Consider the following 25275-nt stretch of genomic DNA (forward strand, 5'->3'; position numbering starts at 1 on the left):
CTCATTTCCTCCCTCGTGACGAAACCGCTGTGTAGTCCTCCGGAAGGCGCACCAGCGCCTCGGGATCTCCGTGATAGGTCACCTCGACGCCGTACCGTTCGCGCGCCGCTTCCACCGAGACGTACCCGTCGACGACGTCGGCGAGCACGGCCTCCGGATCGCGCTCGCGTGGATCACCGTGACCGCCGCCGCCCGGCAGGATCACGTTCACCACGTCGTCGGGCCGAAGATTCACCCGGCTCTTCGACGGCAGGGCTCCGCGAGTGAGCTCGAACCTGCCGGCCGCGCCGTCGTGTCCCGAGTCCACACCGGACGCCGGACTGCGCAGCCGGTCGATGTTCCCGTTGACACTCCAGGAGATCTCGCCACGGGCGGCCATGGTGGTGCATTGGCCGAGGCCGCCACGCCATTTCCCGGCGCCGCCGGAATCGGTGCGCAGCACGCGTTCGAGCTGGATCAGCGGGGCCATCGTCTCGATGACCTCCGTCGGCGTCGACCGCAGCCCGCTCGGGAATCCGGTGGTGCTGAGGCCGTCCTTTGTGGATCGTGCGCCGATCCCGCCGGTCTGGAAGACGTTGAGCATGAACTCGCGGCCCTCCGCGTCGGCGCCGCGCCAGATCGTCATCCACAACGCGTCCGCGCTGTGCGCCAGGGTGGTGCCGGGCAGGGCGGTGATCAGCAGCGACGGCAGGAAATGCCCGATCAGGTGCCGTGACGCGACCGGAGCGGGCGGCGTGCAGTTCAGCACCGACCCTTCCGGCGCGGTGACGTGCACCGGCCGGAACGAGCCCGCGTTGTGCGGCACCTCCGGCGAGATGGCCGCTTTGACCGCGAACGAGGCATAGGCCCGGGTGTAGTTCAGGACCACGTTGATCCCGCGGCGGCTCTGGGGCGACGATCCCGCGAAATCGAGGTGGATGTCCTCGCCGTCGATGGTCACCGCGACCTTGAGGACGACCTCTTCGTCATCGAAGCCGTCGGTCGCCAGCTCGCTGGTGTAGGTGCCGTCCGGCAGTTTCGCCAGCGCGTCCCGCACCGCGCGTTCGGACCGGTTCATGATCTCCGCGGCGACGTCGTCCAGGGAATCGAGCCCGAATTCCTCCAGGAGCCGTACCAGGCCGGCCGCACCGACCTCGTTGCCGGTGACCTGGGCGTACAGATCGCCGATGGTCTCCTCGGGCGTGCGGACGTTGGCGCGGATCAGCAGTTCGAGATCCGCGTTGACCTCACCCGCGCGGAGGAACTTCATGATCGGCAGGCGCAGGCCCTCCTCGAAGACCTCGTTGGCCTCGGCGGACACCAGCCGTCCGCCGATGTCCGGGGCGTGGCAACAGGAAGCGAACCACGCGACCAGCCGTCCCCGCAGGAACACCGGCGTCGCGACGGTGATGTCGTTGATCTGCCCGGCCGTCTGCCACGGGTCGTTGGTGAGCAGGACGTCGCCGGGTTCCAGCGTCTCCGGCGGGTACGCGGCGACGAAATGCCCCATGCCGGTCGCCATCGCGTTGATGTGACCGGGTGTCCCGCCGACGGACTGGCCGATCATCTCGCCACGGGAATCGAACACCGCGCAGGCGAGGTCGAGCGATTCCCGCACCACGGACGAGAACGCCGTGTCGACGAGCGCGTTCTGCTGTTCGGCCAGGATGGAGTGCAGCCGGTTCCCCAGGACTCCGACCAGAATCGGGTCGACGCTCATACCGTCACCACCAGACCGGCGTCCGCACCGACGACGCAGAAGGCCCCCGGTGGAACGACCACAGTGGACTCACGTTCCTCCACTATGGCCGGCCCGTCGACGCGATCACCCGGCTTGAGGCGATACCTGTCGTACACGGCCGTGTCGACAAATCCCCCTTCGCCGGGGAAGTACGCGGGACGGCTTCCCTTGCGCGCGTCACCCTCGGCCTCGGCGCCCGCGAGTCTCAGCGTGACCTCGGGCGCGGGACCACTGGAGACGACGCGCCAGTTCAGCACCTCGATCGCCACGTCCGGCCCGGTCCGCCGGTACAGCGTCCGGTAGGTCTCGGTGAACGCGTCGATCAGCGACTCCGGCCAGTGTCCCGGTCCGACCGGCACGCGGATCTCGTAGCCCTGCCCGGAGTACCGCATCTCGGCGATGCGGCGATGCGTCACCTCGTCACTGTCCACACCGGACTTCTCCAGCAGCTCCGCGCCCTCGGCCTCCATCTCGGCGAACAGCGCTTCGACCTGCTCCAGGGAAAGATCGAGCACCGCGGAGCGCGCCGAACGCACGAAGTCGAAAGCCAGTGGCGCGGTGAGGAATCCCGCCGCGCTGAGCACTCCGGCGGCGGTCGGCGCGACCACCTCGGGCGCGCCGAGCGCCCGAGCCACCCCGACGCCGTGCACCGGACCGGCGCCACCGAAAGTGAACATCGGCAGCTTCGCCGGATCCTTGCCGCGCTCGACGGCGTGGACACGGGCCGCGTTCGCCATGTCCTCGTTGACGCTGGTGTGGATGCCCCACGCGGCCTCTTCGACGCCGACACCGAGCGGCCCGGCGATCTTCGAGCGGATCGCCTCGCGCGCGCCTTCGAGATCCAAGGTCATTCCGCCGCCGAGGAAATACCCGGGGTCCAGATAGCCGAGCACGAGGTCGGCGTCGGTGACGGTCGGCTCGGTGCCGCCTCGTCCGTAACAGACCGGACCGGGCTCGGAGCCCGCCGAATCCGGGCCGACGGTGAGCAGGCCGAGCGCGTCGATCCGCGCTATCGAGCCGCCACCGACGCCGATCTCGATCATGTCCGTGACCGGGACCTTGACCGGCAGCCCGGAGCCCGGCAGCAGCCGGTACTTCCGGTCCACTTCGAACTCGTGCGTCACCAGCGGCGCGCCGCCGGAGATCAGGCACAGTTTCGCCGTCGTGCCGCCCATGTCGAAGGCCAGCAGATCCTCGACACCGGCCGCGGCCCCGATCGCGGACGCGGCCAGCGCCCCGCCCGCCGGGCCGGATTCGAGGATGCGGATCGGGTACCGCGCCGCGGTGTCCACCGTCGCGATCCCGCCGTTGGACAGCATGATGTGCGGCGACGGCCGCACCCCGGCCTCGTGCAGGCGCCTTTCCAGATCACGCAGATAACGCTCGGTCAGGTCCTGGACGTAGACGCATCCGACCGTGGTGGACATGCGTTCGAACTCGCGGATTTCGGGGACGACCTCGCTGGAGAGCGCGACCCGCAGCCGGGGCGCGACCTCCCGCAGCACCTCGGCGGCTCGTCTTTCGTGCGCGGGATTCGTGAAGGCGTGCAGGAAACAGATCGCCACCGCGTCGATCCCCCTGGCGTCGAGCTCCCGGCCGAGCCGTGCGACGTACTCCTCGTCCAGTCCTGTGTGGACGGTACCGTCGGCGAGGATCCGCTCGGGGACGTCGAAGCGCAGGTGCCGTGGCACCAGCGGGACCGGCAACTCGATGTGCAGGTCGTACAGTTCGTACCGATGCTCGCGCCGCATCTCCAGCACGTCGCGGAAACCGGCGGTCGCGAGCAGCGCCGTGCGCGCGCCCTTGCGTTCGATCAGCGCGTTCGTCACCAGCGTGGTGCCGTGCACGAACTGCTCGACGTCGCCCGTGTCCAATCCGGCGTCGGCGAGTGTCCTCTTGAGACCTTCCTCGACCGCGCGGGCCGGTTCGTCGTGGGTCGTCAGCACCTTGCCGACAGCCAAGATCCCGGCTTCGCCGAGCACGCAGAGATCGGTGAAAGTGCCGCCGATGTCCACCCCGACGCGGAGCCCGGTCACGGGGATTCCTTGCGGTACCAGCGAGGCGAGGTGTTGAGCGGCGGCGCCATCTTCGCGCGCACGACCAGCACGTTGGGCTCGTCGGACTCGACGAATTCGCCGAGCAGCCGCCGGAACGCGCGCCCGAACCCGGAAACCCGGTCCGCGTGCACCCCGAAAGACCTCGCCAGGCCGACGAAATCGGGGCTGTCCCAGTCGACACCCCGGCGCGGCAGCTCCGCGCGATCCTGGTCGTAACGGAGCATCCCGTAGCCGCCGTCGTCGACGACGATCACCGTGACCGGCAACTGCTCCTGCGCGAGCGTGTGCAGATCACCGCAGCCGAACAGGAATCCGCCGTCACCGCTGACGCAGATCGCGCGGCCGGCGCCCGCGGCACCCGCGCCGAGCGCGGCGGGGAAGCCATAACCGAGGGTGCCCCAGCCCATCGGGTACGCGAGCTTGCGCGGCGCGCGGACGCGATGGAACCCGCCGATCCAGTACCCGGCCACGCACATGTCCGCGACCACGACCGCGTCGGGCGGCAACACCTCGTCCAAAGTGGACAGAAGGTCCGCGGCCTGCGGTTCCTCCTCCTTGATCCGCTGCCGGACCCGGGCGGAGACCTTGGCGAGCCTGCCGACGAGCGCCGCGATACCCGCCCGTTCCTCGACCTTCAGCGCCTCGACGAGCACTCGGGCGTCGCCGACCAGCGTGATGTCCGGCTGGTAGTTCTTGGCCGCGTCGTCCGGGTCGACGTTGATCGCGATGAGCTTCTTCGGCTTCGGCATCAGCCAGTTCTGCGTCATCAGCCCGTCGAAGTCGGTGCCGATGGCGAGGACGACGTCGGCCTCGTCCCACAACGCGCCGACCTCGGGCGCGTGCACCGGATTCGGGGCGAGACAGGGGTGATCGACCGGCAGGAGCCCGCGGGCGCCGAACGTGGTGAGCACCGGCGCGGCCAGCCGTTCGGCGAGCTTCCCGATCGCCTCGCCCGCCTCGGCGCGCAGCGCGCCGCCGCCCGCCCAGATCAGGGGCCGGTCGGCGGCCGCGAGCAGGGCCTCGGCCTCGGTGAGGTCCGGGATCTCGGCGGGCCGGGCGTGCGACCGCGGCGGGCGGCGCGCGGGCGTCCGCTCCGACAGGAAGTCGGCGGGGATGCCGAGGTAGACCGGCCCGCTCTGCGGCTGGAGCGCGAGCCGGGCCGCGCGGTGGAGGGTGGCGGCGACCTGGTCGGCGCTGGTGACGGTGAATCCGGCCTTGGTGACCGGCGCGAACATCGCCTGCTGGTCCGACGTCTCGTGCAGCACCCCGCGGACCACGCCCGGCCGCCGCAGCGTGGACGGGATGTCGGTCGCGATGATCAGCACCGGGGCGGCCGACGCCATGGCCTCGCCGACGGCGGCGAGCGTGTTCGCCGCGCCCGGCCCGGTGGTCACCAGCGCGACGCCGAGCTTGCCCGTCGCGCGGGCGTATCCGTCGGCCGCGTACCCGGCCGTCTGCTCGTGCCGGACCCCGACGAGCCGGATGTCCGTATCGGCCAGCGCCTCCCATAACGGCAGGTTGTGCACCCCGGGGAGACCGAAGACGACTTCGGTCCCCAGAGCGGTCAGCGCGTCGGCGAGATGCTGGGCTCCGGTGGGTGCAGGCACCCCGCCGATAGTGCCAGATCGTTCAACGATCCAGCAACCAACGATCGCGCGTGAAGGCCCCCTTCCCTCGGCTGAGCCGAGGGAAGGGGGCCTTCACGCGCAGTTGGCTTCAGTACAAGCCGGCCGAGTAGGCCGCGGGAGCGTAGTACGCCTCGAGGTCGGCCAGGGAATCCTCCGGCCGCTCGAAGGTCTTGGAGATCACCGCCCGCGACGGCAGCGCGTCGGGCGTCCAGCTCTCCGGCGACCACAGCTTCGACCGCATGAACGCCTTCTGGCAGTGGTGGAAGATCTCGTCGATGTCGACGACCAGCGCGAGCTTCGGCCGGTTGCCCTTCACGATCATGTCGTCGAAGAACGGCGCCTCCCGCACGAGCCGCGCGCGGCCGTTGATCCGCAGCGTGTCGCCGCGGCCCGGGATCAGGTAGATCAGCCCGACGTGCGGATTCGACAGCACGTTGTGGAAACCGTCGGCGCGCCGGTTGCCCGGCCGCTCCGGGATGGCGATCCGCGTGTCGTTCAGCACCAGCGTGAACCCGGCGGGGTCGCCCTTCGGCGAGACGTCGCAGGTGCCGTCGGCCGCCGACGTCGCGATCAGCACGAACGGTGACTCCGCGAGCCACTGCCGGTCCATCTCGTGCAGCTTCGGCCGCGCCTTGTTCGCGGTCCGCTCCAGCGGCGGCGGCAGGATCTCGCGCAGCTCGGCCTCGGTGGTGACTTCGACGAACTCAGACAATGTTGTGCTCCCTCGTCACGGCCCGGTCGCCGGCGAACCGGCGGACGTCGAGCCCGGTGATGTCGATGGCCGGGACCCGCCCCAGGTAGAGGTCCCGCACGAGCTCCCCCACCGCCGGGCCCATCTGGAACCCGTGTCCCGAAAACCCGGTCGCGTAGAAGAACCGCGACAGGTGGACGCTTTCCCCCACGATCTGGTTGCGGTCGGGGGTCACCTCGTACAGCCCGGCCCAGCCGCCGCGGATCCCGGCGCCGAGCACGGCGGGCACCCGGCGCACGGCGATTTCGGCGAGTTTCGGCAGCCATTCGCCCGGCTGATAACGGGTGTCGAACCCGGGATCGCCGTCACCGTCGCAGAAGGACATCGCCAGGCCGGGGCCCTCGCGGTGGAAGTAGAACGCCGAGGGCATCTCGATGGTCAGCGGCACTCGCTCGGGCAAATCCGCGACCGGGCCGGTGAACACGACCTGCCGCCGGAACGGCCGCACCGGGAGATCGACGCCCGCCAGCTCGCCGATCCGCCCCGACCACGCGCCCGCGGCGCAGACCACCGCGTCCGTCCGCACGAAACCGGCCGAGGTCCGGACACCGGTGATCCGGTCGCCGTCGCGTTCGATGCCGACGACCTCGACGCCGGTCTTCAGCACCGCGCCGTGCCCACGGGCCGCCCGCGCGTAGCCCTGGACCGCTGAGTCCGGAGTCGCCTTGGCGTCGTCCGGCGACCACAGCGCCGCGATCACGCCTTCGGTGTCGATCAGCGGGGAGAACCGCCGTGCCTCGGCGGGCTCGACGAGACGGCTGCGCACGCCGTAGGAGTTCTGCAGTTCGGCGCAGCGCTCGAATTCGGGCAGGTCGGCGGGGTCGGTGACCAGGTACAGGTAGCCGTCGCGGCGGAAATCGATCTCGGTCCCGTACGTCTCGGCGAAGGAGCCGTACTCCGCCAGCCCGCGCAGCCCGATCTCGATGTTGACCCGGGTGGTGAACGACGACCGGATCCCGCCCGCCGCCTTCGCCGTCGAGCCCGCACCGAGGGTGTCGCGTTCGAGCAGCAGGACCGGGACCCCGGCGGCGGCGAGCCGGTACGCGCAGGCGACCCCGATGATGCCGCCGCCGATCACGACGACGTCGGTGCGTTCAGGCAGTGACTCCATCCGTGGCCCCGATCCGTTCGTCCTCCGGCGGCGGTCCCGGCGGCGTGCCGTCGCCGAACGGGCGCCCGCCCAGCTGCTCCCGGTGATGCGGCGTCGTCCAGCCGGACAGGTCCGGTCCCAAGGGGACGATCCGCGTCGGGTTCACCTGCTCGTGCACCGCGTAGTAGTGCCGCTTGATGTGGTCGAAGTCGACGGTGTCACCGAAACCGGGCGTTTGGAAGAGGTCACGGGCGTAGGCCCAGAGCACCGGCAGCTCGGCCAGCTTGTTCCGGTTGCATTTGAAGTGCCCGTGATAGACGGCGTCGAAGCGGACGAGCGTGGTGAACAACCGGATGTCCGCTTCGGTGATCGTGTCACCGACGAGGTACCGCTGCCTTTCGAGCCGTTCGGAAAGCACGTCCAGCATGGTGAAGAGGCGGGTATAGGCGTCCTCGTACGCGGCCTGCTTGGTCGCGAAACCGGCCTGGTACACGGCGGCGTTGACGTCGGCGTAGACCCCCGCGTTGACGTCGTCGATCTCGCCGCGCAACCGCTCTGGGTAGAGGTCGGGCGCGCCGGGCCGGTGGAGGCTGGTCCATTCGGTGGACAGATCGAGGGTGATCTGGGGATAGTCGTTACTCACCAGCCGTTTGCTCGGAATGTCCACAATGGCCGGAACGCTGATCCCGCCCATGTAGTGCGGATCGGCCGCGTGATAGGCCTCGGCGAGGTACTTGATCCCGAGCACCGGGTCCCGGTCACCGGGATCGAGGGTGAACCGCCAGCTCTTCTCGTCCTGGATCGGGTCGGCCACGGCCACGCTCAGCGCGGACTCCAGGCCGAGCAGCCGCCGGACGACCAGCCCTCGGCTGGCCCAGGGACAGGCCCGGCTGACCACCAGCCGGTATCGCCCCGCCTCCACCGGCCAGCCGTCGCGGCCGTCGGCGGTGACACGCGCGTCGAAATGGTTGGCGGACCGACGGAACTCACCCGTCTGCGGATCGGTCGGGATCGTCATGTGAGCCACCCTAAAGCGTGAGAAGGTGGTTTCGGTGTGCGTAGACTCTGGCACCCGGCGTGTCCGCACGCCGCCGCGCGGAAGGTGGTCCGACGATGCCGTTCATGCCCGTGACCGACTCGATGTTCCTTCTCGTGGAGACGCGCGAACATCCGATGCACGTCGGCGGACTGCAACTGTTCAAGAAACCCGAGGGCGCGGGGGACGACTATCTGCGTGACGTCCGCAAGAGCCTGCTCGATTCCGACAACATGCGTTCGGTGTTCCGGCGCCGTCCCGCCCGGCCGGTCAACACCGCGGGCCACGTCGCGTGGGCGACCGACAACGATCTCGAACTCGACTATCACTTCCGTCATTCGGCGCTGCCCCAGCCCGGCCGGATCCGCGAACTGCTGGAGCTGACCGGGCGCTGGCACAGCACCCTGCTCGACCGGCACCGCCCGCTGTGGGAGATCCACCTGGTCGAGGGGCTGCAGGACGGCCGGTTCGCGATCTACAGCAAGATCCACCACGCGCTGATGGACGGGGTCTCGGCACTGCGGCATCTGCAGGGCACGCTGTCGGACGACCCGGCCGACCTCGACTGCCCGCCGCCGTGGGGGCGCCGCGCCAAACCGGACGCCGGCCGGAACGGCAAGGTGTCGCCGTCGGTGTTCCGCTCCTTTGGCAAGACGGTCAACCAGCTCGCCGGGATCGCGCCCGCCGCGATGAAGGTGGCACGGGAAGCGTTCCAGGAACACACGCTCACGCTGCCGGCGCAGGCGCCGAAGACGATGCTGAACGTGCCGATCGGCGGGGCGCGCCGGTTCGCCGCGCAGTCGTGGTCGCTGGACCGGGTACGCAAGGTGGCGACCGCGGCCGGGGTGTCGCGCAACGACGTCGTCCTCGCGATGTGCTCGGGCGCGCTACGGGACTACCTGATGGAGCAGAACGCGCTCCCCGACGTGCCGCTGATCGCGATGGTCCCGGTTTCCTTGCGGCGCAAGGACAGCGGGGACGCGGCGGGGAACAACATCGGCGCGCTGCTGTGCAACCTCGCCACCCATCTGACCGATCCGGCCGCCCGGCTGGCCACGATCAACGCGTCCATGCGGAACGGGAAGAAGCTCTTCTCCGAGCTGACCCCGCTGCAGACGCTGCTGCTGTCGGGGATCAACGTCGCTCAGCTGGGCATCTCGCCGATCCCCGGCTTCGTGAACAACACGAAACCGCCGTTCAACCTGGTGATCTCCAACGTTCCGGGGCCGCGCAAGCAGATGTACTGGAACGGCGCCGCGCTCGACGGCATCTACCCGGCGTCGGTGCTGCTCGACGGGCAGGCCCTGAACATCACGCTGACCAGCAACGGGGACAACCTGGACTTCGGCGTCACCGGCTGCCGCCGGAGCGTGCCCCATCTGCAGCGCATCCTGACCCACCTGGACACCGCGCTCGCCGAACTCGAACACTCGGTCTCTCTGCCCCGCGTTTAGTCCTCTAAATGCGGTGGGCTACCGCATTTAGAGGACTAAACGCGCCGGGGGCTAGCTGCCGTCGGAGACGTACAGGCCGCCCGGGGTGATCGTGTACAGCTGGCCGTCCGGGCCGGCGGTCGCGTCACGCGTGCGGCCGAGGTTGGTCCAGAGCTTGCCGCCGTTGCCGTTCAGGTCGAGCTTGTACGTGCCGCCCTTGAGCGACGCCATGTACAGCGAACCCTTGTAGGCCGCGAGCCCGCTCGGCGTCGCGGACGACGTCGGCCAGGACTTGACCGGGTTGGTCATGCCGGCCGTGTTGCACGGGCCTTCGCAGGTCGGCCAGCCGTAGTTCTTGCCGGGCTCGATCTTGTTCAGCTCATCGAGCCTGTTGGCGCCGATGTCGGAGATGTACAGCTGACCGTTCGCCCAGGTCAGGCCCTGGACGTTGCGGTGGCCGTAGGAGTAGACGCGGCTGTTGAACGGGTTGCCGGGCGCGGCCGCGCCGTCGGTGGTGACCCGCAGGACCTTGCCGCCGAGGGAGTTCTTGTTCTGCGCGTTGGCGCCGTTCTGGCCGTCGCCGGTACCCGCGTAGAGATAGCCGTCCGGGCCGAACCTGATCCGCCCGCCGTGGTGATACTGCGAGCCGCGCGGGATGCCGGTGACGATCGGCGTCGGTGCCTGGCCCAGCTTCAGCTTGGCGATCCGGTTGTCGGAACTGGTCGTGTAGTAGATGAAGACCGTCTGGTCGGTGGCGTAGTTCGGCGAGACGGCGATGCCGAGCAGACCGGCCTCCGCGGTGACGCTCACCCCGGGGATGGTCTGGACCGTGGTGACCTTGCCAGCCTTGTCGATCTTGCTGATCGTCTTGGCGTCCTTCTGCGTGAAAAGGCCGGTGCCGTCGGGCAGGAAGTCGATCGACCAGGCCTGGTTGAGACCGCTCGCGAGCTGGCTGATCGCCTGGGTCGACGGCGGCGCTTCGGCGGCCGCCGGGACGGCCGCGATCGACACGGCCGCAGCCGCGGCGAACGTGGCGGCGAGAGTACGACGTAAGGACATGGGACGTCTCCTTCAGCTACCCCTGGAGCCCCGGTGAGTTGGATAGAAACACACAACATAACGAAACGGACACCACTGGAAGGGGTATCGGGAGCGCGGCCTGTTAACCGTTGTATGCGCCGAGCGTGACGAATCGGACGACACGATCGGCCATAGGTAGGAAACTTTACAAAATGCCGCCGGAAGTCGGTCCTTACGTCTGGTCAGAATCGGCGACGCGCTTCTAGGGTGACGGTGGCTCGACCCTGTTCGATCCGATGTGGACGTTAGGAGCGAAATGACCGAGGTATGGACCACCCCCGACTTCGTCGAGTACGAAACCCCCATGGAGGTCACCGCTTACGCGGCCCGCATGGAGGAGTGAAGTCGAATCCGGTGGTGGGGGCCGTCCCCCACCACCGCCGCCGTCCCGATCAGCGAGCACCCGGAGGCAGCACGGTGTCCCTCATGTCGTCGTCGGAGTTCATCGCGGCGTTGCGCGGGCTTTCGGACCGCTATTGGGGCACCCACCCGTTCCACGTGCGGATGCACGACGGCGATCTGTCCGCGCGCGAACTGAAGATCTGGGCCGCGAACCGCTGGTACTACCAGTGTGTCCTTCCGCAGAAGGACGCGGCGATCATCAGCAACTGCCCATTGCCGGAGATCCGCCGGGAATGGCTCGACCGTATCGTCTATCACGACGGGACGAAGGCGGGCGACGGCGGAATCGAGCGATGGCTCCGTTTGTGCGTCGCGGTCGGGCTCGACCGCGATGAGGTTCTCGATCAGCGGCACGTCGCCCCTGGCGTACGGTTCGCCGTCGACGCCTACGTGCATTTCGCCCGCACGAGACCATGGCTCGAAGCGGTCGCCTCGGGACTGACCGAAATGTTCGCCGGCCATCTCATGCAGCGCCGGGTCGCCGACATGCTGACGAACTATTCGTGGATCGCGCCGGAGGACCTCGCCTATTTCACCAACCGCATCGACAAGGTGTCCGGCGAGGGCAAGGGAACACTCGACATCGTCGTGCGGCACGCCGTCACCCGTGAGCAACAGGACAGGGCGATCGCCGCGCTGTCGTTCAAGACCGACGTGCTCTGGTCGATGCTCGACGCCATCGAGCGCGCGGCCGAGGAGTGGCGATGACCACCCTCGATCCGGGCTCGGTGCCGCGGCTGCGGCGCGGGGTCCGGCTGAGCTACGACCAGACCAGGGAAACGCACGTTCTTCTGTACCCCGAAGGCGTGCTCGTCCCGAACCCGACCGCCGCGGCCGTGCTTGCCCTCTGCGACGGCGTCGAAGACGTCGCGGGAATCGCTTCGGCGTTGCGCGAGCGCTACAGCGGTGTGCGCGAGGAAGAGATCCTGGACGTCCTGTCCCGGCTGGGAGAACGGCGGATCGTCGAATGGACCTGAAGACCGCGGCACCGCCTCTGGGCATGCTCGCCGAGCTGACCCATCGCTGCCCGCTGCATTGCCCGTATTGCTCGAATCCGGTCGAGCTGATCACGCGCGAGAGCGAACTGTCCACAGAGGAATGGCTGTCCGTGCTCACCCAGGCGCGGGAACTCGGCGTGCTCCAGGTGCACATGTCCGGCGGCGAACCGCTCGCCAGGCCGGATCTCCCCGTCCTGGTCGAGCACGCCACGAAACTGGGGTGCTACGTCAACCTGGTGACGTCCGGTCTCGGATTGACGGAGTCCAGAGTGGACGATCTCGTCGAACGCGGCATCGCGCATGTCCAGCTTTCCGTCCAGGGCGCGACCGCCGACCGCGCGGACCGGCTGGCCGGCGCGCGGGCACACGACCGGAAACTGGTCGCCGCCGGACTGATCAGGAACGCCGGGCTGCCGCTGTCGGTGAACGTCGTCCTGCACCGGCGGAACCACGATCAGCTCGCCGGGATCATCGACCTCGCCGAGGAAATGGGCGCGGACCGGCTCGAACTGGCCAACACGCAGTACTACGGCTGGGCCCTGCGCAACCGCGACGCCCTGATGCCGACCCGGCGGCAACTCGACGAAGCCGAGCCGATCGTACGCGCGGCCACCGAACGGCTGCGTGGCCGCATGGAGATCATCTACGTCGTCGCCGACTATTACGAGAAGTACCCGAAGCCGTGCATGTACGGCTGGGGCGCACGGCAATTGACCGTGGCGCCCGACGGGAACGTGCTGCCGTGCCCCGCGTCGACGGCGATCGAGACACTGGAATTCGACAACGTGCGGGACAAGCCGCTGGCGTGGATCTGGTACGAGTCCTGCTCCTTCAACGCTTATCGCGGCGAGGACTGGATGCCGGACACCTGCGCCACGTGCGATCGGCGCGCGATCGACTTCGGCGGCTGCCGCTGCCAGGCGTTCCAGCTCACCGGTGACGCCTCGGCGACGGACCCGGTGTGCTCGCGTTCCCCGCGGCGCGGCGTCGTCGACCTCATTCTCGCCACGCCGGCGAAAACGGACGAACTCGTGATGCGGACGCCACGATGAGGGTGATCCTGCTCGGCACCGCGGCGGGCGGCGGATTCCCGCAGTGGAACTGCGCCTGCGCGCTGTGCGTTTCGGGCGCGCCGCCGCGGACGCAGGACTGTGTCGCGGTGAGCGCGGACGGCGAGGGCTGGTACCTGCTGAACGTGTCGCCGGACATCCGCGCGCAGATCCTCGCCACGCCGCCCCTGCGTGCCGGGCCGGGGCCTCGGGAAATCCCGCTGCGCGGGGTGTTGCTGACCGACGCCGAGCTCGATCATTCACTGGGCCTGCTGCTCCTACGGGAAGCGGGAGGCCTGCCCGTGTGGGCGCCGGATGCCGTTCTGGGCGCCCTCTCCGCGCAGTTCCCCGCGAGGTCGATCATCGACGGGTACGGCGGATGGGACTGGCTGTCGTCGTCGGATGTCTCCATCGACGGTCTCCGGGTGAGCGTGCTTCCCGTGAGCGACAAACGGCCCAAGTACGCCCGGTCGTCCACTGAGGACGGTCCCTGGGTGGTGGCGTACCGGATCGAAGACGTCGAGACCGGCGGCGTCTTCGTCTACGCGCCCTGCCTGAAGAGCTGGCCGGACGGATTCGACGACTTCACCCGTGACGCCGGACTGGTACTGCTGGACGGGACCTTCTACGCACCGGACGAGATGACGGACGCCACCGCGGCCGCCGCCGGCACTCAACTGGCGATGGGGCATCTGCCGATCACCGGCAGCCTCGCGAAGCTCCGGCCCGGCCCGCGGTGGGCGTACACGCATCTGAACAACACGAACCCCGTGGTCGACCCCGCGTCACCCGAACACGCCACCGTACTGGACAGTGGCGCCTCGCTTCCCTTGGACGGTACCGAATTCAAGCTCTAGGCGACGCCTTCGGGGCTCGCACCCGACACCGGTACGGCGTCGGCGGTGAGCCGGTCGATCTCCGCGAGATCGGCCACGGTCAGGTCGATGCCGCCGGCGTCGAGACTGGCCTCGATGTTGGCCGCCTTGCGGGCGCCCACGATCGCGACGTGCACCCCCGGCTGGGCGAGCGTCCACGCGATCGCGAGCTGGCTGACGGAGATTCCTTTGCCCGACGCGAATTCCTTGAGCCGGTCGACGACGGCGAGATTGCGCCGGAAGGTCTCGCCGGTGAACGCCGACGACCGTGACCGCCAGTCGGTCTTCTCGAACGTCGTCTCCGGCGTGAACGCTCCGGTCAGCAGCCCGCTCCCCAGCGGGCTGTACACGAGCACGCCGATGTCGTTCTCCCGCGCGTACGGGAGAGGATCGGTTTCGATGTCGCGGCGGAACAGGTGATACGGCGGCTGCAGGGTCTCCACTGGCCGGGTCCTGCCGAAGGCGGCCAGCCCGGCGGCGTCGTAGTTCGAGACGCCGACGTGCCGGATCTTCCCGGCGTCGACGAACTCCTGCAGGATCCCCGCCGTCTCTTCGGCCGGAGTGCCCGGGTCTGGCCAGTGGATCTGGTAGAGGTCGATGTGGTCGACGTCGAGGAACCGGAGGCTGTCCTCGATGCCCCGCGACAGCCATTCGCGCCGCGAGTCGCGCGGCCGTTCGGAACGCGGTTTTATGCCGCCCTTCGTGGCGATGACGAGGTTGTCGCGGTCGCGTTTGAGCTCCTCGCGCAGGGCCTTCCCCAGCATCGCTTCGGACTTCCCGAAACCGTAGGCCTGTGCGGTGTCGAAGAAGTTCACCCCGAGCTCGCGGGCGTGATGGATCGCCGCGATGGCCGCGTCCTCGTCGAACGAACCCCAGTCCCCGCCGAGCTGCCAGGTGCCGAAAGCGATCCTCGACACCTCGAGACCGCTCCTGCCCAATGTCGTCGTACGCATGTCTCCAGCAGAGCACAGACATCGGATCACCGCACCGGATCTCCCGGCCAACGAAACCCCCAAATAACTGTTTGACGGTTTGCGTCCCGGCAGTCGATACTCGGGACATGTCCGACTCCCCGAGCCTCGACGGGCTTCGTGTCCTAGCCCATCCCGTGCGGCTGCGCATTCTGTCGCTCTTGACCGGTACCGCGATGAGCGCGGCCGAAGCCGCACGCGAACTCGGTGAGACACAAGCGAATGTCAGCTATCACCTGCGGCGGCTGCACGAGGCCGGACTGCTCGACGTCGCCGAGGAGGTCAGGATCCGAGGCGGGCTGGCGAAACGCTACCGCCACGATCCGGAGTCGGGATCGCGGTTCACGTCGACGAATCCGGAGGAACACCGGCTTCTCATCACGACGATGGCCTCCGAACTCACGCGCCGCAGCGAATTCCACGTCCGCGGCGAACCCGGTTTGACGGCCGACGTGGAGATGTGGGTCGACCGTGAGACCTGGAAGAAGGCGCTCGCCCACGCCCACGAGCTGAGCGAACTTCTGCACTCCGCCGCGAAACCACCCCGCACCCGGGGGACGATCCCGGTCAGCGCGACGGTCGCGATGTTCGCCATGAGGCGACGATGACGTCGCTGCGCGAACCACTGCGCCATCACAACTTCCGCTGGCTGATCGGCGGCCGCACGTTCGGGGAGTTCGGCAACGCCGTCGCCCCGCTCGCGCTCGCGTTCGCGGTGATCGACCTGACCGGTTCGGCCGTCGACATCGGCATCGTCGTCGGCGCGCGGTCCGTGGCGAGCGTGGTCCTGCTGCTGTTCGGCGGGGTACTGGCGGACCGGCTGCCGCGGTCGGTGATCCTCCAGGGCACCGAACTCGCCGCCACGCTGACCCAGGCGGTCATCGCGGCGAGTGTCCTTTGTGGATTCGCCTCGATCCCGCTGCTGGTCGGCCTCAGCGTGGTCAACGGCGCGGTGGCCGCGATCTCCGCACCGGCGTCGGCGTCGCTCACCCCGCTGACCGTGCCCGCCACGCTGCTCGCGCAGGCCAACGCGCTGGCCAGGCTGTTGTCGAACTCCGGCCGGATCGCCGGCGCCGGGCTCGGCGGCATCCTGGTCACCGCGGTCGGTCCCGGCTGGGCGCTCGGCGGGAACGCGCTGCTCTTCCTGGGTTCCGCCCTGTCCTACCGGCGCATCCGGCTCAGCCGCCGGGAACGGATCCCCGGCAGCCGCCCGCTGGCGGAACTCGTCGAAGGCTGGCACGAGTTCCGGTCGCGGACCTGGGTGTGGGTCGTGGTCGTGCAGTTCATGGTGGTGAACGCCGTCATCGCCGGCGGGATCGCGGTGCTCGGCCCCGTCGTCGCCGACAGCACTTTCGGGCGCTCCGGCTGGGGATTCGCCATCGCCGCGCAGACGATCGGCTCGCTCGTCGGCGGGATCCTCGTGGCCCGATGGCAGCCACGGCGCGCGCTGTTCGTCGGCGTCGCGGTGATCCTCTTCGAGGCGCCGCCGCTGATCCTCCTCGGCCAGGCTCCCCTGCTTCCGCTTCTGCTGGTGGCCATGTTCGTCTCCGGGCTGGCGATCGAGCAGTTCGTGGTCGCGTGGGACGTCTCGCTGCAGGAGAACGTGCCCGAAGACAAGCTCGCGCGCGTCTACTCCTACGACATGCTCGGGTCCTTCATCGCCCTGCCCCTCGGGCAGATGGCGGCCGGGCCGGCCGCGCAGCACTTCGGGGTCAGCACGACCTTGCTCGCGTGCGCCGCGCTGGTCGTGGCCGCCACCGGTCTCGCGCTGTGCAGCGGCCAGGTGCGCGGGCTCGTCCGCAAGTCGCACGCCGCCCGGCCCTGACCCGCTGCCCAGCGAAGTGGTAGCAAAGGTCCCTTGCTCCCTTTCCGCAGGTCACGGCCAGGGGCGAACCTCCTCGAGCAGCTTCGCGACCGCGAGCACCAGGTCGTCGGAGTGCCGTGGGCCGACGATCTGCAGGCCGACCGGGAGGCCGCGGGACGTGCGGCCCGCCGGCACGCTGATGGCGGGCTGCTGGGTCATGTTGAACGGGTAGGTGAAGGGCGTCCAGTCCGGCCAGCCGCTCAGTCCGCTGCCCGGCGGCACCTCGTGCCCGGCTTCGAAGGCGGCGATGGGGAGGGTCGGCGTGATCAGCACGTCGTAGCGCGTGTGGAATTCGCCCATCAGGATGCCCAGCGCGGCCCGCTCGGCGTTGGCGCCGAGGTAGTCACTCGCCGAGAAGGTCTTGCCGAGCTCCCACACCTTCCGCAGGCCGGGATCGACCTTCGTTTCCGAACCGGCGGGGAAGGTGTCCAGCCACTTGGCCGCCCCCGTCGACCACAGGATGTCGAAGGCCGCTTTCGGATCGGTGAAGCCGGGATCGGCCTCTTCGATGTGCAGGCCCGCGTCGCCCAGCGACCGGACCGCCGACTTGACGATCTCCGCGACCTCCGGATCGACGTCGACATAGCCGAGCGTCGGCGAGTAGGCGGCGATCAGCCCGCGCACGTCCCGGCGGACGGCCTCGCGGTAGGTCGAAACAGGCGGGGCGAGCGCGGCCGGGTCGCGGTGGTCGGGCATCGCGAGGACGTCGAGGAGCAGCGCCGTGTCGTCGACCGAACGCGCCATCGGCCCGGCGTGCGAGAGCGGGCCGAACGGGCTCGCCGGGAACAGCGGGATCCGGCCGTGCGTCGGTTTGAGCCCGACGATTCCGCAGAACGAAGCCGGGATCCGGATCGAGCCGCCGCCGTCGGTGCCGACGGAGAGCTCGCCCATCCCCGCCGCGACGGCAGCGGCACTGCCCCCGCTCGAACCACCCGCCGTCGTCGACGGGTCGACCGGGTTGCGGGTGATGCCGGTCAGCGTGTTGTCGGTGACTCCCTTCCACGCCAGTTCCGGCGTCGTGGTCTTTCCCAGCAGCACCAAGCCGTTCTCACGCAGCCGCGCGGTGACCGGGCTGTCGACTTCCCACGGCTGATCCGGGTCGATGCACCGCGAACCGCGCAACGTCGGCCAGCCCTGGGTCAGGAACATGTCCTTGATCGAGGCCGGAACGCCGTCGAGCCAGCCGATCGGATTGCCGTCCCGCCAGCGGATCTCGGACGCTTTCGCCTGTTCGAGCGCGCCGTCGGCATCGACCAGGCAGAACGCGTTGGTCTCGCCGTCCCGTTCTTCGATGGCACGCAAGGCGTTCTGGGTGGCCTCGACCGGCGACAGCTCTCCGGTGGCGTACGCGGCGACGAGCTCGCTCGCGGTCAACTTGGTGTCGTTCAATCCGGCCCCTAACCTTGGCGAAGCGTCTCCGACGGCACGTACCCGAGCTGCTTGTCCACGACGTTGCGCAGCGGCTCCCCCGCGCGCCAGCGACGGAAGTTGTCCGCGAACACCTCTACCAGAGTATTACGCCAGCCGACGAAGTCGCCCGACATATGCGGCGAGATCAGCACGTTCTCCATAGTCCACAAAGGACTGTCGGACGGCAGTGGTTCCGTGTCGAAGACGTCGAGCGCCGCGCCGCCGAGCGACCCGCCCCGCAGCGCGCCGATCAGATCCGACGTGACGACCAGTTCACCGCGGCCGACATTGACGAACCGCGCGCCGGGTTTCATCGCGGCGAAGGTCTCGGCGTCGAACATGCCCTTCGTCTGCTCTGTCAGTGGCGCGACCGCGACGACGTAGTCCGCCCCGGGAAGATGACGGGCGAGGTCCGAAGACGCGTACACGTCCCCGAAGTCGGGATCGCTCTCACGAGGACGGCGTCCGACGCCCGCCACCGACATCCCGGCCGCCCGCAGCAGCCGCGCGATCGACCGGCCGATCGGCCCGGTGCCGACCACGAGGACCCGGCGGCCGGAGATCCGTTCACTCTCACGGTGCTTCCACTGCCTTTGCCGCTGCAGATCCCACGAACGAACGAAATCCTTGGCGAACGCGAGGACCACACCGAGGACGTACTCGGCTATCGCATCGTCGAACACCCCTCGGGAGTTGGTGAGCACGACGTCGCTCTCCTGCAGCCCCGGGAAGAGGACCGGGTCGACGCCCGCGCTGGCGATGTGCAGCCAGCCCAGCCGGTCGGCCGCATGCCAGGCACCCGGGACGGCGGTGGACAGGAAGTCGTAGACGAAGAACGCGTCGGCGCCGGGCAACGCGTCGGCCAGCCCGGCCGCGTCGGTGTAACGAACCACCGCTTCGGCTTCGATAGCGCGCATGTCCGGTGGGCGCGTGTCTCCGCAGAGCACCGCCAGCACAGGGGTCTCCGAGGCGATCACGTTGACACCGTAAAAGTGGCTCGTATGATTGTCAACAATCCGAGGAACGACCCCCGGAGCACCGGACCTGTGACAGCAGAAGCTTTCCGGAGGCTGAGACTTGGATTTCGACTTACTGGAGTTCGAAGGCCCGTTGGCGCAGCGCGGTATAGGCGTGATCGCCCCCTTCGACCTCGCCCTGGAACGCGAACTGTGGCGCTGGGTCCCCATGGAGGTCTCCCTCCATCTGGCGCGGACACCGTACGAGCCCGTGCCCGTCAGCATGGAGATGGCCCAGCTCGTCAGCGACAGCAGGCATCTCGCCGCCGCCACGCGGGACGTGCTCCACGTGGAGCCCGAAGTCGTCGCTTATCTGTGCACCTCCGGCAGTTTCGTCAACGGTGTGGACTACGAACGCTCTCTGACGAAGGCGATCTGCGACGCGGGCGCGACGGACGCCGTCACCACGTCCGGAGCGCTGGCGGAGGTCTTGCATCAGCTCGACCTCCACCGGGTCTCGGTGCTCACCCCCTACGACGGCGACCTGACCGGGAAGCTGCACGACTTCCTGGCCGAACTCGGTGTCGACACCGTCTCGAGCGACCACCTCGGCCTGGGTGGCGGCATCTGGAAGGTCAGCTACCGGACCATCGCCGAACGCATCCTCGCCGCCGACCACGCCGACGCCGAAGCCATCTTCGTCAGCTGTACCAACCTCCCCACCTACGATCTGATCGAGCCACTCGAAAGCGCGCTCGGCAAACCGGTCCTCACCGCGAATCAGCTCACCATGTGGGCCTGCCTCCGGCGGATGAACCTGCCGATCGTCGGTCCCGGCAAGTGGCTCCGGGAGGTCGACTGACCTCTTCGCCTACGATTGTCGACAATCTGCCTCCGGAGGTTCCGTGCCTATCACGCCGTTCGCCCCACCCGAGCCGCCGTCCGAGACGACCACCATCGGGTTCATCTACCCCGATCACGCGGCCGAAGACGACTACCCGCTCGCGGAGCAGCTCCTCGGCGGGGACATGGCCGGGATCAAGCTGCCGGTCGAGCACATCTACGGAACCGATCTGCACGCCGTGCCCGAGCTCCTGGACCTCGGCAGCGAAAGCCGGCTCGCCGACGGCGCCGCGCTCCTGGCCAAACACGAACCCGACGCGGTGGTGTGGGCGTGCACCAGCGGCAGCTTCGTCTACGGCTGGGAAGGCGCCCGCGATCAGGCCGACCGGCTCTCCGCCGTCGCAGGCGTCCCGGCGTCGAGCACTTCCTTCGCCTTCGTCAACGCCGCGCGGGCCCTCGGCGTCCGGCGGGTCGCGGTCGCCGCCAGCTACCCGGACGACGTCGCCCGGCTGTTCGTCGAGTTCCTCGGCGCGGGCGGGGTCGAAGTGGTCTCGATGGGCAGCGCGGACATCGACACCGCGGCCGAGGTCGGCGAACTCAGCCCGGAAGCCGTCGTCGAGCTCGCGGTGAGCCGGGACCACCCGGCCGCCGAGGCGCTGCTCGTCCCGGACACCGCCATGCGGACCCTCGGCGAGATCAACACGCTCGAAACCAGGCTCGGCAAGCCCGTGCTGACCGCCAACCAGGTCACCGTCTGGGAAGGGCTGCGGCTCACCGGGAAGTCGCCGCTCGTCCGCACCTTGGGCGCGCTGTTCGGGAGAAGGGGCAACTGAACCATGTCCTTGCCGGATATCGAGCCGGTCAGCCGGGAGTCGACCGCCGGGATCATCGCGCGCCAGTTGCGGGACGCGATCATGACCGGCGCCCTCCCTCCCGGCACCCAGCTCGGTGAAACGGATCTGGCCTCCCGGTTCCAGGTTTCGCGGGGGCCGCTGCGCGAAGCGATGCAGCACCTCGTCTCCGAAGGGCTCCTCCGCAGCGAGCGCCACCGCGGCCTGTTCGTGATCGACCTCGAACCCGGCGACGTCTACGACATCTACGCCGCGCGCTCGGCCATCGAGCGCGCCGCGATGCTGCGGGCGCTGCGCGGAGACAGGGAACGGATCGCCAGTGAACTCGAAGAGGCCGTGCGCGCCATGGCCACCGCCGCGGACGACGACGACCCGACCGCCCTCTCCTGGGCGGACCTCCGTTTCCACGAGGCGCTGATCGCCGCTTCCGGCAGCAAACGGCTCGTCCGCATGGCCCGGACCCTGCTGATCGAGACCCGGATGTGCCTCACCGCCCTGCAGGGGACCTATCAGCGGGTCGAGGAACGGGTCACCGAGCACACCAGGATCATCGAAGCCCTGCGAGCCGGCGACGAGGAGACGGCGCTGTCGTTGCTGGAAGCCCATATGGAGGACGCCGTCCAGCGGCTGGCCCCGGGAACCAGCCTGCGAGAAGGCGAAGCTCCCGCAGTACCTTGAGCTTTCAGCCACGGCCCCGCACCCCCAGCACCGGCTGACCGCCCGTCCCGCCGCGGAAATCCCTGTCCCAGGGCCAATTGCCGCACTCGTCTTCGTAGACCAGCTGCAGCGCGCGGAACTCTTCGCCGTACAGGAGAACGGCGGTGAGCAGATGCGCCGACGGCGAACTGAGCGAAACGACCTCGAACGACGGCCATCCCACCGCGGCGGGCAGCAGCTCACCCGCCTCCGGAGGCCCCGACCGAACCACCTGCTGGGCGAAATAGTTCAGCAGCTGGCCGGATCTTCGCTCCCGCAGGCCGGTGACGACGAGTTCCGGCAGCCCGGCGTCGGTGAGCCCGACCGTGTACGCGAAGCCCGGTTGGACTGTGCCGCGCTCGACCGTCTGCACCATCCAGCCGTACTTCCGGATCAGCGGGCGCACCTCCTCGACGAGGTAGTCGGCGCGGGTCTTCCCGGGGTTGTCGCAATGCCAGCACATCAGCGCTCCTCAAGTCGTCGAAACCGATGATCGACACTGTGCACCGGGGCACCGACAAAAACTCGCGCACCGGGTCGACGGAGCGGCGACGAAAGGCCTTTCGACGGCCGCCCAGCGTCGAGATTCCCTTTCAGGGCAACATTTTCTCTTGTCCGAGAAAATTCGAAGACCAACGCACAGGTCGCGCACTGGATCCACGCGACCGGCGCTCGAACGCCACCACCTTGCCTCGCAAGGCGAATCCGGCGCTTCCCTGAACCCGACCAGTGTCGCGAAAGCCACTTTCGAGACGTCAGGAGTCCTGACAGTGGCTTTCGCGACACAGCCGTCGAGTCTTAAGGCGACTGTCGCCCGCAGTGCGTGAGCGGCGGCTCGACGGTCTGGAAATCGAGTACATGAAGGCCCCCTTCCTTGCATTAGGCGCAAGGAAGGGGGCCTTCATGTACTCGAAAGTCGTGAATGGACCGTTCAGGACTTCCAGGACTTGACACGCCACCGTGCTGATGGTTCAAGATAGAGCGGCGACCACCGCGGACCCGAGTTCGGCGGTGGTGGACTTCCCGCCGAGGTCGGGGGTTTGCACGGCCCCCTCCTCGAGAACCTTCTCCACCGCCGCGCGTACATCTTGCGCCGCAACGGTTTCCCCGAGATGGTCGAGCAGCATCGCCCCGGCCAGGATCTGCGCCACCGGATTCGCGATGCCCTGTCCGGCGATGTCGGGAGCACTGCCGTGCACCGCCTCGAACATGGAAGGGAACTCACCGGTCGGATTGATGTTGCCCGAAGGTGCCATTCCGAGCCCGCCCGTCACGGCCGCCGCCAGGTCGCTCAGGATGTCGCCGAACAGATTGGAAGCCACCACGACGTCGAGCCGGTCCGGCGCCTGCACCATCCGCGCGGCGAGCGCGTCGACATGACACTGCTCGGCGTGCACCTCCGGATACTCCGCGGAGATTTCGGCGAAGATCTCGTCCCAGAACGGCATCGAGTGGATGAGCCCGTTGGACTTGGTCGCCGAACAGACCCGCCCCGTGCGTGTCTTCGCGAGTTCGAAGGCATAGCGGATGATCCGCTCGACCCCGACTCTCGTGAACACGGATTCCTGTAAGACGAACTCGTTGCCCAGCCCACGATTGTGCCTGCCGCCGATCTCCGAGTACTCGCCCTCGGAGTTCTCCCGGACGATCACCATCTCCAGCTCGTCGGCGCCGCGGCCGGCCAGAGCCGACGTCGTCCCCGGCAACAGCCGGACCGGCCGGAGGTTGACGTACTGGCTGAACGCGCGCCGGAGCGGAATGAGGAGACCCCATAACGAAACATGGTCCGGAACGCCGGGAAAGCCGACGGCACCGAGGAAGATCCCGTCGAAAGAGGAAAGCCGCTCGATCCCGTCGGCGGGCATCATCGCCCCGGTTTTGGTGTACCGCTCACAGCTCCAGTCGAACTCCGTCCACGACAAGGAGAAGCCATGCGATGCCGCCGCACGGTCGAGGACCTTGCGGGCCTCGACCGTGACGTCCACACCGATCCCGTCGCCGGGAATGCTCGCGATCCGATAGGAGGTCCCTGCTCGAGAAGTCACAGGGCCACCGCGATGTACTTGGTCTCGAGGAACTCGTCGATGCCGACGCTGCCGCCCTCACGGCCGAGCCCGGACTGCTTGATACCGCCGAACGGCGCCGCCGGATTCGAAACCAGCCCCTGGTTGAGGCCGATCATGCCGGCTTCGAGCCGTTCCGACACCCTCAGTGCCCGCTTGAGATCGGAGGTGTACACATAGGACACAAGACCGAACTCGGTGTCGTTCGCCGCCGCGATGGCCTCGTCCTCGCTGTCGAACGGAGTGATCGGGGCGACCGGCCCGAAAATCTCTTCCGAAGCGAGCCTGGCGTCCTTGGGCACGTCGGTGAGCACCGTGGCCTGATAGAAGTTGCCCGGCCTGTCCACTGTGGACCCGCCGGTGAGGACGCGCGCTCCTCGCTCGGTGGCGTCGGAGACCAGGCCGCTGACCTTCTCGACGGCGGCTTCGTCGATGAGCGGTCCGACGACGACGCCCTCCTCGGTGCCCCGCCCCATCGGCAAGGCCTCCATGCGCTCGGTGAGGCGCCGGGAGAACTCGTCGACGATGCCTCGCTGGACATAGAACCGGTTCGCGGCCGTGCACGCCTCGCCGATGTTGCGCATCTTCGCGGTCATGGCGCCGTCGACAGCGGCGTCGAGGTCGGCGTCTTCGAAGACGAGGAAGGGGGCGTTGCCACCGAGTTCCATCGAAGTGCGGAGCACCTTGTCCGCGCACTGTTCCAACAGCTTCCGCCCGACACCGGTCGAGCCGGTGAAGGAGAGCTTCCGCGCCCGACCGTCGCGGATCAACGGCTCCATCACGCCGCCGGAATCCGACGTGGTGAGCACGTTCAGCACGCCATCCGGCAGTCCCGCTTCGGCGAGGATCGCCGCGAGGGCCAACATCGAAAGGGGGGTTTGAGCAGCGGGTTTGATGACCATCGTGCAGCCTGCCGCGACCGCGGGCCCGATCTTGCGGGTGCCCATCGCCATGGGGAAGTTCCACGGCGTGATCAGCAGACACGGGCCGACGGGCTGCTTCGTCACGAGGAAGCGGCCCGATCCGTTGGGAGCGACGGCGTAACCACCGTCGATCCGGACGGCCTCCTCCGCGAACCAGCGGAAGAATTCGGCCGCGTAGGTGATCTCGCCCTTCGACTCCGCGAGCGGTTTGCCCATCTCGAGGGTCATCAGCAGCGCGAGTTCGTCGGCGCGCTTGATCAGCAGGTCGTAGGCGCGGCGCAGGATCTCGCCGCGTTCACGAGGGGCGACGTTCGCCCAGTCGGCCTGTGCGGCGACGGCCGCGTCGAGTGCGCTGACACCGTCCGCCGGTGAGGCGTCGGCCACCTCGCACAGGGCTTCACCTGTCGAGGGGTCGAGAACAGGGAAGGTCCTCCCGTCCGTGGCGGGCACCCACTTGCCGCCGATGAACAGTTCCTTGCCGACCGACGTGACCACGCCGGCCTCACTGATCGAGCTCATCCCAACGCTCCTCCATGTTGTCCCGAACGCCATGCTATGGATATTGTCAACAATCGACAA

The 25275-nt window shown here is 68.6% G+C and carries 24 protein-coding genes; 11 read left to right on the forward strand and 13 right to left on the reverse strand.

The genetic code is table 11. The features are described 5' to 3' along the window. Position 1: 1 nt before the first annotated feature. From ACOCEP_RS04115 to ACOCEP_RS04140, 6 genes are all read right to left on the reverse strand, one after another. Positions 2 to 1699 carry a hydantoinase B/oxoprolinase family protein gene (locus tag ACOCEP_RS04115; RefSeq protein ID WP_482335843.1) on the reverse strand — a complete coding sequence of 566 codons (1698 nt, stop codon included), beginning with the start codon at positions 1697 to 1699 and terminating at the stop codon, positions 2 to 4. Beyond that, positions 1696 to 3756, reverse strand: a complete 2061-nt coding sequence (locus ACOCEP_RS04120; protein WP_482335844.1) for a hydantoinase/oxoprolinase family protein — start codon at positions 3754 to 3756, stop codon at positions 1696 to 1698. The genes ACOCEP_RS04115 and ACOCEP_RS04120 overlap by 4 nt, the downstream gene beginning before the upstream one ends. Further along, positions 3753 to 5384, reverse strand: coding sequence for a thiamine pyrophosphate-binding protein (locus ACOCEP_RS04125; protein ID WP_482335845.1), 1632 nt, complete (start codon positions 5382 to 5384; stop codon positions 3753 to 3755). The genes ACOCEP_RS04120 and ACOCEP_RS04125 overlap by 4 nt, the downstream gene beginning before the upstream one ends. A gap of 109 nt (positions 5385 to 5493) precedes the next feature. Next, positions 5494 to 6117: an MSMEG_1061 family FMN-dependent PPOX-type flavoprotein gene (locus ACOCEP_RS04130; RefSeq protein WP_482335846.1), complete on the reverse strand. Its 624-nt coding sequence runs from the start codon at positions 6115 to 6117 to the stop codon at positions 5494 to 5496. Continuing rightward, a complete protein-coding gene (locus tag ACOCEP_RS04135; protein ID WP_482335847.1) occupies positions 6110 to 7267 on the reverse strand; it encodes an NAD(P)/FAD-dependent oxidoreductase in 1158 nt (385 codons plus the stop codon). The genes ACOCEP_RS04130 and ACOCEP_RS04135 overlap by 8 nt, the downstream gene beginning before the upstream one ends. Then, positions 7251 to 8264 (reverse strand): glutathione S-transferase family protein, encoded by a 1014-nt coding sequence (locus ACOCEP_RS04140; protein ID WP_482335848.1) that lies wholly within the window; start codon positions 8262 to 8264, stop codon positions 7251 to 7253. Before ACOCEP_RS04140 ends, ACOCEP_RS04135 begins: the two co-directional genes overlap by 17 nt. Positions 8265 to 8359: 95 nt before the next feature. Here ACOCEP_RS04140 and ACOCEP_RS04145 point away from each other — a divergent pair, with 95 nt between their 5' ends. Then, positions 8360 to 9736 (forward strand): WS/DGAT/MGAT family O-acyltransferase, encoded by a 1377-nt coding sequence (locus tag ACOCEP_RS04145; RefSeq protein WP_482335849.1) that lies wholly within the window; start codon positions 8360 to 8362, stop codon positions 9734 to 9736. 51 nt (positions 9737 to 9787) lie between these two features. Here ACOCEP_RS04145 and ACOCEP_RS04150 read toward each other — a convergent pair whose 3' ends face one another. After that, positions 9788 to 10774 carry a PQQ-dependent sugar dehydrogenase gene (locus tag ACOCEP_RS04150; RefSeq protein WP_482335850.1) on the reverse strand — a complete coding sequence of 329 codons (987 nt, stop codon included), beginning with the start codon at positions 10772 to 10774 and terminating at the stop codon, positions 9788 to 9790. Between the two features lie 277 nt (positions 10775 to 11051). On the opposite strand from ACOCEP_RS04150, the gene pqqA reads away from it, so the two are divergent. From pqqA to pqqB, 5 genes are all read left to right on the forward strand, one after another. Continuing rightward, positions 11052 to 11138, forward strand: a complete 87-nt coding sequence (gene pqqA, locus ACOCEP_RS04155; protein WP_482339569.1) for a pyrroloquinoline quinone precursor peptide PqqA — start codon at positions 11052 to 11054, stop codon at positions 11136 to 11138. A gap of 83 nt (positions 11139 to 11221) precedes the next feature. After that, positions 11222 to 11905, forward strand: a complete 684-nt coding sequence (gene pqqC, locus ACOCEP_RS04160) for a pyrroloquinoline-quinone synthase PqqC (RefSeq protein ID WP_482335851.1) — start codon at positions 11222 to 11224, stop codon at positions 11903 to 11905. Next, the gene (gene pqqD / locus ACOCEP_RS04165; protein ID WP_482335852.1) at positions 11902 to 12174 is read left to right on the forward strand and encodes a pyrroloquinoline quinone biosynthesis peptide chaperone PqqD; all 273 of its coding nucleotides are present in this window, start codon (positions 11902 to 11904) and stop codon (positions 12172 to 12174) included. Before pqqC ends, pqqD begins: the two co-directional genes overlap by 4 nt. Next, positions 12165 to 13247 (forward strand): pyrroloquinoline quinone biosynthesis protein PqqE, encoded by a 1083-nt coding sequence (pqqE, locus tag ACOCEP_RS04170; RefSeq protein ID WP_482335853.1) that lies wholly within the window; start codon positions 12165 to 12167, stop codon positions 13245 to 13247. The genes pqqD and pqqE overlap by 10 nt, the downstream gene beginning before the upstream one ends. Next, positions 13244 to 14101 (forward strand): pyrroloquinoline quinone biosynthesis protein PqqB, encoded by an 858-nt coding sequence (gene pqqB / locus ACOCEP_RS04175; RefSeq protein WP_482335854.1) that lies wholly within the window; start codon positions 13244 to 13246, stop codon positions 14099 to 14101. Before pqqE ends, pqqB begins: the two co-directional genes overlap by 4 nt. On the opposite strand, the gene ACOCEP_RS04180 is transcribed toward pqqB, so the two are convergent. After that, a complete protein-coding gene (locus ACOCEP_RS04180; protein ID WP_482335855.1) occupies positions 14098 to 15072 on the reverse strand; it encodes an aldo/keto reductase in 975 nt (324 codons plus the stop codon). The two genes, pqqB and ACOCEP_RS04180, sit on opposite strands and share 4 nt — an antisense overlap. A 107-nt stretch (positions 15073 to 15179) precedes the next feature. Here ACOCEP_RS04180 and ACOCEP_RS04185 point away from each other — a divergent pair, with 107 nt between their 5' ends. Next, positions 15180 to 15698, forward strand: a complete 519-nt coding sequence (locus tag ACOCEP_RS04185; RefSeq protein WP_482335856.1) for a helix-turn-helix domain-containing protein — start codon at positions 15180 to 15182, stop codon at positions 15696 to 15698. Continuing rightward, positions 15695 to 16915: an MFS transporter gene (locus ACOCEP_RS04190; RefSeq protein ID WP_482335857.1), complete on the forward strand. Its 1221-nt coding sequence runs from the start codon at positions 15695 to 15697 to the stop codon at positions 16913 to 16915. The genes ACOCEP_RS04185 and ACOCEP_RS04190 overlap by 4 nt, the downstream gene beginning before the upstream one ends. Positions 16916 to 16966: 51 nt before the next feature. Here the strand turns inward: ACOCEP_RS04190 and ACOCEP_RS04195 are convergent, their stop codons facing one another. Both ACOCEP_RS04195 and ACOCEP_RS04200 read right to left on the reverse strand, forming a co-directional pair. Beyond that, positions 16967 to 18343: an amidase gene (locus ACOCEP_RS04195; protein WP_482335858.1), complete on the reverse strand. Its 1377-nt coding sequence runs from the start codon at positions 18341 to 18343 to the stop codon at positions 16967 to 16969. A gap of 8 nt (positions 18344 to 18351) precedes the next feature. Beyond that, the gene (locus ACOCEP_RS04200) at positions 18352 to 19341 is read right to left on the reverse strand and encodes a D-2-hydroxyacid dehydrogenase (protein ID WP_482335859.1); all 990 of its coding nucleotides are present in this window, start codon (positions 19339 to 19341) and stop codon (positions 18352 to 18354) included. Positions 19342 to 19441: 100 nt separating this feature from the next. Between ACOCEP_RS04200 and ACOCEP_RS04205 the strand changes: the two genes are divergently transcribed. Genes ACOCEP_RS04205 through ACOCEP_RS04215 form a run of 3 tightly spaced genes read left to right on the forward strand, consistent with a single transcriptional unit; the run spans position 19442 to position 21692 of the window. Beyond that, on the forward strand, positions 19442 to 20182 hold the full coding sequence (locus ACOCEP_RS04205; protein WP_126735675.1) for a maleate cis-trans isomerase family protein: 741 nt from the start codon (positions 19442 to 19444) through the stop codon (positions 20180 to 20182). A 43-nt stretch (positions 20183 to 20225) separates the two neighbouring features. Further along, positions 20226 to 20996 (forward strand): maleate cis-trans isomerase family protein, encoded by a 771-nt coding sequence (locus ACOCEP_RS04210; RefSeq protein WP_482335860.1) that lies wholly within the window; start codon positions 20226 to 20228, stop codon positions 20994 to 20996. Positions 20997 to 20999: 3 nt separating this feature from the next. After that, positions 21000 to 21692 carry a GntR family transcriptional regulator gene (locus ACOCEP_RS04215; protein WP_482335861.1) on the forward strand — a complete coding sequence of 231 codons (693 nt, stop codon included), beginning with the start codon at positions 21000 to 21002 and terminating at the stop codon, positions 21690 to 21692. 4 nt (positions 21693 to 21696) lie between these two features. Here ACOCEP_RS04215 and ACOCEP_RS04220 read toward each other — a convergent pair whose 3' ends face one another. The 3 genes from ACOCEP_RS04220 to ACOCEP_RS04230 all read right to left on the reverse strand — a co-directional run bounded on the left by ACOCEP_RS04220 (position 21697) and on the right by ACOCEP_RS04230 (position 25215). Beyond that, the gene (locus ACOCEP_RS04220; protein WP_482335862.1) at positions 21697 to 22173 is read right to left on the reverse strand and encodes a DUF4262 domain-containing protein; all 477 of its coding nucleotides are present in this window, start codon (positions 22171 to 22173) and stop codon (positions 21697 to 21699) included. Between the two features lie 508 nt (positions 22174 to 22681). Continuing rightward, positions 22682 to 23755: a tartrate dehydrogenase gene (locus tag ACOCEP_RS04225; protein ID WP_482335863.1), complete on the reverse strand. Its 1074-nt coding sequence runs from the start codon at positions 23753 to 23755 to the stop codon at positions 22682 to 22684. Next, entirely contained in the window at positions 23752 to 25215 is a 1464-nt protein-coding gene (locus tag ACOCEP_RS04230; protein ID WP_482335864.1) for an NAD-dependent succinate-semialdehyde dehydrogenase, read from the reverse strand. Before ACOCEP_RS04230 ends, ACOCEP_RS04225 begins: the two co-directional genes overlap by 4 nt. Between the last annotated feature and the right edge of the window lie 60 nt (positions 25216 to 25275).

The sequence above is a fragment of the Amycolatopsis sp. CA-211722 genome, assembly GCF_056828465.1.